This window comes from Massilia aurea (assembly GCF_040790145.1).
GTDB lineage: Bacteria > Pseudomonadota > Gammaproteobacteria > Burkholderiales > Burkholderiaceae_D > Telluria > Telluria aurea_C.
In genome coordinates this window covers 541624-552115 of record NZ_JBFMMP010000001.1, presented here as the reverse complement: position 1 = coordinate 552115, position 10492 = coordinate 541624, and the positions used below count along the sequence as shown (strand labels likewise).

The following is a 10492-nucleotide window of genomic DNA, read 5'->3' as shown; positions in this document are numbered from 1 at the left end:
CGTTCAGTCGAAGCGCGACGGCGACGTCAGGCGCCTTGCAACGACGGCGGTGACGACGGCCTGCAACACGTGGATCGCCCAGCGTTCGGTCGCCTTGCGCGGGCCCGCCTTGACCTCGCCCTCGGTGATGCCCAGGACCGGGGCGATGGCGCCGATATTGACGGCGTACAGCGCCGTGCCGTACAGCGTGCCCAGGGCAACGGGCGACAGGCCAGGAGCCAGTTCGCGCAGCTTGGGTACGGCGGCGGCGAATGCCGCCGAGGCGCCCAGGTGATTGACGAATTCGACGGCGCTGGTGCCCGCGTCGCCAATGACGGCGCGTGAATTCGTGACGTCATCGATCCAGTCGACGGCGTCGCGATCGAGCGTCTTGGTCAGAACGCCGGTCTTGCGGCCGGCGACCATGACGGCCGTGGTCACCACGCCGGCGATCAGGCCACCCACGATGGCTGCTGTGTATTTTTGCATGAACGTCCCGCCTTTCAGAGATGGAATCAGGACAATACGTGGGTGGCAGGGCGACCTCGGTGCGGTGCTGCACCGATGGCTCAGTCGCCCCTGGCCATCTGCCCGAATACGTCATCGCGTCGTACCCACGCGTGGTACAACGCTGCGCCCAGGTGCGCCAGGATCGTGAAGAACAGCACGTACGCCAGCACGCCGTGCAGCGGGCGCAGGAAGCCGTACATGGCCGGGCTGTGCGGCAGGATCGCCGGCAGGTTCACGCCGTCGAACAGGACGATCGGATAGGCGCCCGCCGACAGCATGGCCCAGCCGATGAGCGGCATCGCCAGCATCAGCGCGTACAGCGCCCAGTGCGATGCAGTGGCGGCCCACACCTGGATGCGCGGCAGGTCGGCCGGTAGCGGTGGCGGCGGGTTGCGCAGGCGATTGGCCAGCCGCACGATGGCGAGCAGCAGGATCGCCAGGCCCAGGGGACGGTGCAGGTCGATCAACCATTCGCGGTGACGCAGCGACACCACCATGGCGGCGCCGACGAACAGCATCGCCAGGATCGCGACGGCCATCGACCAGTGCAGCACGCGGGCCAGCAAATTGAAATGACGTGGTCGGTTCATCGTGCGCTCCCGGTCTGGGCTGCGCCCTGGCTGATTTCGCGTTCGCGGCGGTTGAACGACACCGAATACACCGACGAGCGCGCGTGCAGGACCGGATCGTCCGTGCCGGCGATCCCTTTCGGCAGGATCAGGGGATCGAAGTTCAGATCCAGGCACGGGCCGGCAACTTGCGGCTCGGCGCGCACGAGCGTGAGCGTGCCGGCGATCGTCTCTGGCCGCGTGTCCGGCCAGGCCTTGGATGGGTCTTCGATCGAGTCGCCCGCTGCGGCGAACTGCATCACCATGTCCCATTTCAGCTGGCCGGCGGCCAGGCGGCGATCGAGGTCGGCCGCCAAAAAGTCACGGTCGGCGGTTTTCAGTTGCTCCGGGTCGGCGGCCACGAACGGCGTGTGCGGACGCATCGACCAGCGCACGGCGCGCGTCGCGCCGTCGGCATTCGTGACCCGAAACGCATTGACGCCATTGAAGCGCGTGTTGGCCAGGCTGTCGGGTGTTGGCGCGCTCTTCGACCAGGCCATGAAGTTCTTGATCTCGGGGTGACTCGCCAGCACCGCTTCCATTTTGGCCGGATCGGGCTTGCCGGTCGCCGGGTCGGGCAGGCGGGCGGCGTTCAGCGCCTGGAAGGCTTCCGGCGTGGACGCGGCGAAGAACGGGAAGCTGTTCATTGCCATGCGCCATTCCTGGCCGTCGTCGGTCTTCAGCTGCAGCGCCATGCCGCGCACGGCGGCCTTGTTGTCGGGCGAGTGCGGATCGTTGCCGGGGCTGGAGAAGCGACCCAGCACCGGTGTCGACGGTTGCGAAAACACGCGTGCGATAGACAATTGCGCGGCTGCGGGCGTGGGCGCGAACGTACCCACGATGCAGATGCCCTTGGCGTGAGCGCGGCGCACGCCCGGCTGCTGCGAGCCCGAGGCTTCGGCCGTGTTGACCATGGTCTGCGGCGTAACGTTGGCATTGCCGAACCAGCCGCCGATCCAGGCGAACAGCACGGCCAGTGCGATGACGATCAGGGCGATCGGGACCAGTAGCAAGGGGGAGCCGTGACGCGGCTTGGGTGGTGACATGTGAGGAACTTTCTTGGAAGGATAGCGCGGTACGCAGACAGTACATACAGCCGGGAAAGGCGGTGGCGGATTGTCGCATGATTAACAAAACGATGCGTGCGCTGGCACGTGGCGCCGCTGCACCGGCGGTGCGCGCGATGTTGGCCGTACGACAAGGCCGGCGAATTTGTGCCAGAATCTCGCGATTGATTGATGTCGTCCTACACATACTTATTTACATGTGCCAACGCAAGAACGTCGCCGTTCCCTTTTATCCACTTCCAGCCAGCATCGCTGCCTGTCTTCCCGAGGGGAGCGCGTGAACGCGGCGCTGGCCGCCATCGAGGCATTCGATTGGGGCACGACCCCGTTGGGTACGCGCGCGCTGTGGCCTGCGTCGCTCGAAGCGATGTTCGGCATGATGCTGGCGACGCCAGTGGCCATGTGCGCCACCTGGGGGCCTGAGCAAACGCTGCTATACAACGCGGCGTACGTGCCATTTCTGGCAAAACGCCATCCGGCCGCTCTCGGCCAGCCATTGCCTGACGTCTGGTCGGAGATATGGGATGACATCGGTCCGCTGGTTGCCCGGGTGCTGGCTGGCGAAGCGGTGAGTTTCTCGGACATGCCGCTGATCATGACGCGCAACGGCTATGAAGAAGAGACGTGGTGGTCGTTCGCCTACAGCCCGCTGCGCGACGAGGGCAGCGTCGTCGGCATTCTGAATATCGCGAACGAAACGACCGCCGGCGTGATTGCCGCGAGGGAGCGCGATGCCGTACAGCTCCAGCTCATCAACCGCAATATCGCGCTGGAACAGGAAGTTGTCGCGCGCAGGGATGCCGCCAGCCGCCTGGCTAAGGTGATCGAGCATCTTCCGGTGGGTATTTGCCTGGTGGATGCCAATGGGAAGGTCATCCTGAATAATCCGGTTTTCAGGAGGTTTGTGCCGGACTTTTCGTCGCCTGCGCATTTCCTCCACGGGACATGGGAAAACTGGCGCGGCTACGACGCGCAGGGCCAATTGCTCTCGCCCGGGAATTATCCGAGCGCGCGCGCTTTCCGCGGCGAGCTCGTCACGCCCGGTGAAGAATTTCTCTATCTCAGAAGCGATGGCACCGAGGTGTGGGTTGCCATCAGCGCCGTTCCGCTGGTCGACAGCACCGGCGCGCAGGGCGGCATCATCCTGGTGCTCGACGACATCGACCAGCGCAAGCGGGTAATGATCGATCTCGAGCGCCAGGTGGCGGAGCGGGCGCAGGATCGCAACGCGCTGTGGACCCTGTCGTCCGACATCATGCTGCGCTGCACCTTCGATGGGGTGATCACGGCGACCAATCCGGCGTGGTCTGCGGTGCTTGGCTGGCGCGAACACGAGTTGGCCGGATCGAACCTGTTTGACCTGATTCATCCAGACGACAAGGCGCATACGGCCGTCGGGGCGCAGGAGTTGTCGCGTGGGATCGGTCATCAGCGCTTCGACAACCGGTACCGCCATCGCGACGGCAGTTATCGCTGGATCTCGTGGTCGACGCGCCCGCACGATCAGCTGATCAATGCGGTGGGCCGCGATATCACGCGCGACGAAGAGCAAAAGGCCGAACTCGAGGCGATGCAGAATGCGTTGCGCCAGAGCCAGAAGATGGAGGCGGTGGGGCAGCTCACCGGCGGCCTGGCGCACGATTTCAACAACCTGCTTGCCGGTATTTCCGGCGCCCTGCAACTGATGCAGATGCGCCTGCAGCAGGGGCGCTTCAACGAGTTCGACAGGTACATCGCCACGGCGCTGGGGGCCTCGAAGCGGGCCGCGGCACTGACGCATCGTCTGCTCGCGTTCTCGCGCCAGCAGACGCTCACGCCGAAGCCGACCAGCGTGAACCGGCTCGTCGCCGACATGCAAGAGCTGGTCCAGCGCACGGTGGGGCCCGCGGTGCGGATCGAGGTGGTGTGCGTGGCCGATGCCTGGCCGGCGCTGGTCGATGCGTCGCAGCTCGAGAACGCGCTGTTGAATCTTTGCATCAATGCGCGCGATGCGATGCCCGACGGCGGCAAGATCACCGTCGAAACGGCCAACAAGTGGATCGACGAGCGGTTTGCCCGCCAGCAGAACATGGAACCGGGCCAATACCTTGCGCTGTGTGTCAGCGACACCGGTGTCGGTATGTCGCCGGACGTCGTGGCGCGTGCGTTCGAGCCATTCTTCACCACGAAGCCCATTGGGCAGGGCACGGGACTCGGGCTGTCGATGATTTATGGATTCGCGCAGCAGTCGGGCGGGCAGGTCCGGATCTATTCCGAAGTAGGCCAGGGCACGACCGTCTGCATCTATCTGCCGCGCCACTATGGCGATGGCATCGCGGACATTGAGCCGGACGTCGTTGCCGCCACGTCGCTGGCCCAGGCAGGGCGCGTCGCCACGGTGCTGGTTGTCGACGATGAGCCGACCGTGCGCATGCTGGTCATCGACATCCTGCAAGACCTCGGCTTTGGATGGATCGAGGCGGGCGACAGCGCGACGGGACTCAAGATACTGCAATCGGATGCGCGGATCGATCTGCTGGTGACGGATGTGGGGCTGCCCGGCGGCATGAACGGACGCCAGATGGCCGATGCCGGGCGCGTGATCCGGCCCGGGCTGCAGGTATTGTTCATTACCGGCTATGCAGAGAATGCGGTTCTGAACAATGGTTACCTCGACCCGGGGATGGCGGTGCTCACGAAACCGTTTTCGATGGACGCGATGGCCGAGCGTATCCGTTCGATGGCCGAGGCCGGCGCAGCCGACGCGGCGGTGCCGCCTGCAGCAAGTCGCCATCCACGGTAAGATTGTCGTCCTCACGACAGGACACCTACACCATGACGACTTCCAACTACCCCGATACCCGTCTGCTCATCGCCAACGAATGGTTTGACGCCAGTGGCGGCAAGACCATCCCCGTGATCAACCCGGCCACCGGCCAGCCGATCGGCAAGGTCGCCCATGCCAGCATCGCCGACCTCGATCGTGCGCTGGCCGCCGCCCAGAAGGGCTTCGAGACCTGGCGCGCCGTGCCGGCGGCCGAACGCGCCGCGATCATGCGCCGCGCCGCGACGCTCTTGCGCGAGCGCGCCGGCGACATCGCGCGCCTGCTGACGCAAGAGCAGGGCAAGCCGCTGGCCGAAGCCAAGGGCGAAGCCCTGGCCGGCGCCGAGATCATCGACTGGTTCGCCGCCGAAGGCATGCGCGTATATGGCCGCATCGTCCCGTCGCGCAATCCGGCCGCGCAGCAACTGGTACTGAAGGAGCCGGTCGGACCGGTGGCAGCGTTCACGCCGTGGAACTTCCCGATCAACCAGATCGTGCGCAAGCTCGCCGCGGCGCTCACCACCGGTTGTTCGTTCCTGTGCAAGGCGCCGGAAGAAACCCCGGCCTCGCCGGCGGCGCTGCTGCAATGCTTCGTCGATGCCGGCCTGCCGCCGGGCGTGGTCGGCCTGGTGTTTGGCGATCCGGCCGAGATTTCGGGCTACCTGATTCCCAGCCCGATCATCCGCAAGGTCACGTTCACCGGCTCGACGCCCGTGGGCAAGCAGCTGGCGGCGCTGGCCGGCGCCCACATGAAGCGCGTGACGATGGAGCTCGGCGGCCATGCACCGGTGATCATCGCCGAGGACGCCGACGTGGCGCTGGCCGTCAAGGCCGCCGGCGCGGCCAAGTTCCGCAATGCGGGCCAGGTATGCATCTCGCCAACGCGCTTCCTGGTGCATAACGCGGTCAAGGCTGAATTTACGCGGGCGCTGGTGCAGCACGCCGAAAGTCTCAAGCTGGGGGATGGTATGGCGGACGGCACCACGCTTGGGCCGTTGGCCAATGCACGGCGCCTGGACGCCATGGCGAAAGTGGTCGACGATGCGCGGGCACGGGGCGCCGTGGTGGCCACCGGCGGCGAGCGCGTGGGCGACAGCGGCAACTTCTTCGCGCCGACGATCCTGGCCGACGTGCCGCTGGACGCGAGCATGTTCAACGACGAGCCGTTCGGGCCGATTGCGGGCATTCGCGGGTTCGACAGCCTGGACGACATGATCGCCGAAGCCAATCGCCTGCCATATGGCCTGGCCGGGTACGCGTTTACGCGCTCAATCAAGAACGCGCACCTGCTGATGAACCGCGTCGAAGTGGGCATGCTGTGGATTAACCAGCCGGCCACGCCGAGCGCCGAACTGCCGTTTGGCGGGATCAAGGATTCCGGTTACGGCTCGGAAGGCGGGCCGGAGGCGCTGGAATCCTACCTCAACACGAAGGCGGTCTCGATGGTCGGCGTGTAAAGCATGGTGTCGCGCTACGGCGGGATCGGCTGTAACAATTTGTAGGACAACACGCCGTCGTGGCGGGGTATAATCTGGCCCCGCCCACTGGCTTCTGTGTTCTTCAGATGCCGCACTTCCTTGTAGAGCGACATCCATGATTTTCCAGAAGTGCGCATGACGCAGGCTATCCTGACGCTCAGTGTCGGCACCGAATTCGACGTGATCGCGGCGCGCCAGCGTGCGCGCCAGATCGCGGGCGCCTGCGGCTTCGGTTCGGTCGACCAGGCGCGCATCGGCACTGTCGTGTCCGAGCTGGCGCGTAACATCTTCAATTACGCCGGCGCCGGCTCGGTGTCGTTCGTGGCCGAGGGCGCCGAAGCGCCCCAGCATCTGCAAATCACATTCAAAGACCACGGCCCGGGCATCGCCGATATTGGCCATGTGTTGTCCGGTCGCTATCGCTCGCCGTCGGGGATGGGCCTGGGGATTTTGTCGGCGCGGCGCCTGATGGACCGCTTCGACATCGCCAGTGACACCGTGGGCACCTGCATCACGGTCGGCAAGCGCTTTCCGCTCAACGTCGCCTTCATCAGCGCGGATAGTTTTGCGCCGCTCGTGGCGCAGTTCGAAACGCTGCCCAATCATGCGGCGCTGTCCGAGGCGCGGCACCAGAACCGCGAACTGGCCGATGCCCTCGGCGCCCTGCAGGCGCGGCAAGAGGAATTGCAGCTAGTGTCGACACGATTGGAAGAGCGCAACCGCAATATCGAAGCACTCAACGATCTGCTGGACGACAAGGCCGTCGCTTTGCAAAAAGCCGATCGTAGCAAGGACGAATTCCTGGCCACGCTCAGCCACGAGTTGCGCGGACCGCTGTCGGCCGCCGGCATGGCCGCGACGCTGCTGCTGCCAACCGATGTGACGCCGCTGCGCGCCAACCAGATGGGCGAATTGATCAAGCGCCAGGTCTCGCACATGAGCCGGCTGGTCGAGGATCTGCTGGATGTATCGCGCGTGAGTCGGGGCCTGGTGCAGCTCGAGAAGGCGCCGGTGGAGTTGGCGGACGTGGTCGCGGCAGCGGTGGAGCAGGTGCATGCGGCGGCAAGCCAGAAACATCATTGCATCGAACAGGATCTGTGCAAGACGAGTTTGCTGGTGCTGGGCGATCGCACCCGCCTGATCCAGGTCGTAAGCAATTTGCTCAGCAACGCGATTCGTTATACAGACAGCGGCGGCACCATTCGTATCGGACTCGAAAAACGGGGAGCGACGGCGGTGCTGCGGGTATCGGACAATGGCATGGGCATCGCGCCCGAACTGATGCCGCGCCTGTTCGATCTCTACGTCCAGGCCGAGCGTTCGACCGACCGCACCGGCGGCGGCCTTGGCCTTGGCCTGGCGCTGGTAAAAAACCTGGTCGAAGCGCATGACGGCACCGTGACCGCACACAGCGCCGGCGACAGCCAGGGCAGCACATTCACTGTGCTCCTGCCACTGCACACAGAACGCCGCGAATAAATTCCCCCCGCACTCTCCACCCACAATTAGGGTCGGAGTCGAATTGTTTGACAACTTCAGTCAATCAATTGCTTATCAAGTCCACTCCGACCCTAATTGATGTGCAATAACTTCTGATGAGCTCGGTGTGGGTACTGCATTGTTGACGATTTTAAATAATTTCTTATTAAGTCGACTCCGACCCTCATTTTTTTGACGAGTGATCTAGCGTAAATAGATGCCTCAGTAAAATTAAATAAGATAGAGAAATTAATCTCGCTGCAAGCGCGTGTATGTGCATGAAAAACAAATAGGGTCGGAGTCGAATTGTTTGTCAATTTTTGAAAATAAATTGAAAATTAATTCGACTCCGACCCCAATTAAAGCTTCGCCGAGCGCAATTGGCTCGAATCCGCTATCGATGAAACATTCTCTGGCTTGATGAGCGGATATTGCTAATTAATTCTACACTGACCCTATTTGTTCAGTAGGTGGTGGGGAGGCGGGGAAGGTGGCGGGTAAACGGAAGCCGCCCGGGCCGGCCGTTTCGGGCCGGCGCCGGGCGGCGCGGGGACGTCAGCTTGGTGCGTCAGTCTTCCTGGAACGCTTCTTCGCGTTTCTTGCGAAGCGATGGCAGCAGCACGACGATCATCGCGGCAGCGGCGAGGCCCAGCATCACGCCCGAGATCGGACGCTCGATGAACACCATCGGGTCGCTGCGCGAGAGCAGCAGAGCGCGGCGCAGGTACTCTTCCATCATCGGGCCGATGATGAAGCCGAGCAGCATCGGCGCGGGTTCCAGTTCGAGCTTGGCGCACAGGTAGCCGAGCAGGCCGAACAAGGCCATCAGGTAGACGTCGAAGGTGCTGTTGTTCAGGCTAAACACGCCGATCGCGCAGAACATCAGGATCGCCGGGTACAGCATCTGGTACGGCACCATGATCATGCGCACCCAGATGCCGATCATCGGCAGGTTCAGCACGACAAGGAACAGGTTACCGATCCACATCGACACGATCAGGCCCCAGAACAAGCCAGGCTGTTCGGTCATGACGGCAGGGCCAGGCTGGATACCCTGGATGATCATCGCGCCGATCATCAGCGCCATCACCGGGTTCGACGGGATGCCCAGCGTGAGCATCGGGATGAACGAGGTCTGCGCGCCGGCGTTGTTCGCCGCTTCCGGCGCCGCGACGCCTTCGATGGCGCCCTTGCCGAAGTTGGCCGAATTTTTCGACACTTTCTTTTCGAGCGAGTAGGACGCGAACGACGCGAGCATCGCACCGCCGCCCGGCAGGATGCCCAGCAGCGAGCCGAGGCCCGTGCCGCGCAGAACCGGCCACATGATGCGCTTGAAGTCTTCCTTGTTGAGCATCAGCCCGGTGACCTTCTTCATCACCAGGTTGCGGTCTTCGTTGTGCTCGAGGTTGCGGATGATCTCGCCGATACCGAACATGCCCATCGCCACGATGACGAAGTTGATGCCGTCAGCCAGTTCCGGCAAGTCGAAGGTGTAGCGCGCCGAACCCGAATTGACGTCGGTACCGACCACGCCGAGCAGCAGGCCGAGCAGCACCATGCCGATGGCCTTGAGCAGCGAGCCGCTGGCCAGTACGACCGATGCCACCAGGCCGAGCACCATCAGCGAGAAGTATTCGGCCGGGCCGAATTCGAGGGCCATGTCGGCCAGCGGCGGGGCGGCTACGGCCAGCAGCACCGTGGCGACGGTGCCGGCGAAGAACGACGAGATCGCCGCGGTGGCCAGCGCCTTGCCGGCCTGGCCGTTGCGGGCCATCTGGTAGCCGTCCAGCGCCGTCACCACCGAAGATGATTCACCGGGCAGGTTGACCAGGATGGCGGTAGTCGAGCCGCCGTATTGCGCACCGTAGTAAATGCCGGCCAGCATGATCAGCGCCGATTCTGGTGGCAGGCCGAAGGTAGCCGGCAGCAGCATGGCGATGGTGGCGATCGGGCCCAGGCCCGGCAGGACGCCCACTGCGGTGCCGACGAATACGCCGACCAGGCAGTAGAACAGGTTTTGCATGGACAGGGCTGTCTCAAGGCCCAATGCGAGATTGCTGAAAATTTCCATATTTTTTAATTCCCACCAAGCCAAGGGCCGATGATCGGCATCGGCAAGCCAAGCAGCTTGACGAACAGACCAATTGCGAACAACGTCATGCCCACGGCCAGCGCAAGCGACTTCTTCAGGTCAAACTTGTCGCTGGCATAGGCGCTGATCAGGATCAGCAGGAACGCAGCGGGCACCAGGCCGGCATTGCGCACCAGGAAGCCAAATATCAGCACGGCGACGAGCACGATCGCCAGTTCGCGATAGTAGATGCGGCCGATCGGCTCGCCCGGACGGAAGAACGAGCGCACGAGCGATGCGGCGCCGACCAGCGAGAGCAGGATGCCCAGCGCCATTGGGAAGTAGGCCGGACCCATACGGCCGGCACTGCCCAATTCGTAATCCTGGCCGATGACGATGGCGCTCAGGCCGAAGAATAGAAAGACAATGCCGCTCCAAAAGTCTTTCGGATGGCGGATAAATGCTGGCACGGTGGTGGTCCCCTTGTATTGTGTTGC

General features: G+C 63.7%; 8 protein-coding genes. 3 read left to right on the top strand and 5 right to left on the bottom strand.

Annotation, left to right across the window (positions count from 1 at the left end; translation table 11 throughout):
• Nucleotides 1-3: 3 nt before the first annotated feature.
• The 3 genes from AB2N08_RS02350 to AB2N08_RS02340 form a co-directional block, all read right to left on the bottom strand.
• Entirely contained in the window at nucleotides 4-468 is a 465-nt protein-coding gene (locus AB2N08_RS02350; RefSeq protein WP_367608994.1) for a hypothetical protein, read from the bottom strand.
• A gap of 80 nt (nucleotides 469-548) precedes the next feature.
• A complete protein-coding gene (locus tag AB2N08_RS02345; RefSeq protein ID WP_367608993.1) occupies nucleotides 549-1079 on the bottom strand; it encodes a cytochrome b in 531 nt (176 codons plus the stop codon).
• Complete coding sequence (locus AB2N08_RS02340) at nucleotides 1076-2143, bottom strand: catalase family peroxidase (RefSeq protein ID WP_367608992.1); 1068 nt, start codon at nucleotides 2141-2143, stop codon at nucleotides 1076-1078. Before AB2N08_RS02340 ends, AB2N08_RS02345 begins: the two co-directional genes overlap by 4 nt.
• 298 nt (nucleotides 2144-2441) lie before the next feature.
• Here AB2N08_RS02340 and AB2N08_RS02335 point away from each other — a divergent pair, with 298 nt between their 5' ends.
• The 3 genes from AB2N08_RS02335 (at nucleotide 2442) to AB2N08_RS02325 (ending at nucleotide 7924) form a co-directional block, all read left to right on the top strand.
• Complete coding sequence (locus AB2N08_RS02335; RefSeq protein WP_367608991.1) at nucleotides 2442-4946, top strand: PAS domain S-box protein; 2505 nt, start codon at nucleotides 2442-2444, stop codon at nucleotides 4944-4946.
• Nucleotides 4947-4978: 32 nt separating this feature from the next.
• A complete protein-coding gene (locus AB2N08_RS02330) occupies nucleotides 4979-6424 on the top strand; it encodes an NAD-dependent succinate-semialdehyde dehydrogenase (RefSeq protein ID WP_367608990.1) in 1446 nt (481 codons plus the stop codon).
• Between the two features lie 156 nt (nucleotides 6425-6580).
• Complete coding sequence (locus AB2N08_RS02325; RefSeq protein WP_367608989.1) at nucleotides 6581-7924, top strand: ATP-binding protein; 1344 nt, start codon at nucleotides 6581-6583, stop codon at nucleotides 7922-7924.
• A 568-nt stretch (nucleotides 7925-8492) separates the two neighbouring features.
• On the opposite strand, the gene AB2N08_RS02320 is transcribed toward AB2N08_RS02325, so the two are convergent.
• Both AB2N08_RS02320 and AB2N08_RS02315 read right to left on the bottom strand, forming a co-directional pair.
• Entirely contained in the window at nucleotides 8493-9995 is a 1503-nt protein-coding gene (locus AB2N08_RS02320) for a tripartite tricarboxylate transporter permease (RefSeq protein ID WP_367608988.1), read from the bottom strand.
• Nucleotides 9996-10000: 5 nt separating this feature from the next.
• On the bottom strand, nucleotides 10001-10465 hold the full coding sequence (locus tag AB2N08_RS02315; protein WP_367608987.1) for a tripartite tricarboxylate transporter TctB family protein: 465 nt from the start codon (nucleotides 10463-10465) through the stop codon (nucleotides 10001-10003).
• Between the last annotated feature and the right edge of the window lie 27 nt (nucleotides 10466-10492).

What these genes read in the sequence shown, in the direction of transcription:
- AB2N08_RS02350 (WP_367608994.1), bottom strand. Translation starts at nt 468, where the DNA reads ATGCAAAAATACACAGCAGCCATCGTGGGTGGCCTGATCGCCGGCGTG.
- AB2N08_RS02345 (WP_367608993.1), bottom strand. Translation starts at nt 1,079, where the DNA reads ATGAACCGACCACGTCATTTCAATTTGCTGGCCCGCGTGCTGCACTGG.
- AB2N08_RS02340 (WP_367608992.1), bottom strand. Translation starts at nt 2,143, where the DNA reads ATGTCACCACCCAAGCCGCGTCACGGCTCCCCCTTGCTACTGGTCCCG.
- AB2N08_RS02330 (WP_367608990.1), top strand. Translation starts at nt 4,979, where the DNA reads ATGACGACTTCCAACTACCCCGATACCCGTCTGCTCATCGCCAACGAA.
- AB2N08_RS02325 (WP_367608989.1), top strand. Translation starts at nt 6,581, where the DNA reads ATGACGCAGGCTATCCTGACGCTCAGTGTCGGCACCGAATTCGACGTG.
- AB2N08_RS02320 (WP_367608988.1), bottom strand. Translation starts at nt 9,995, where the DNA reads ATGGAAATTTTCAGCAATCTCGCATTGGGCCTTGAGACAGCCCTGTCC.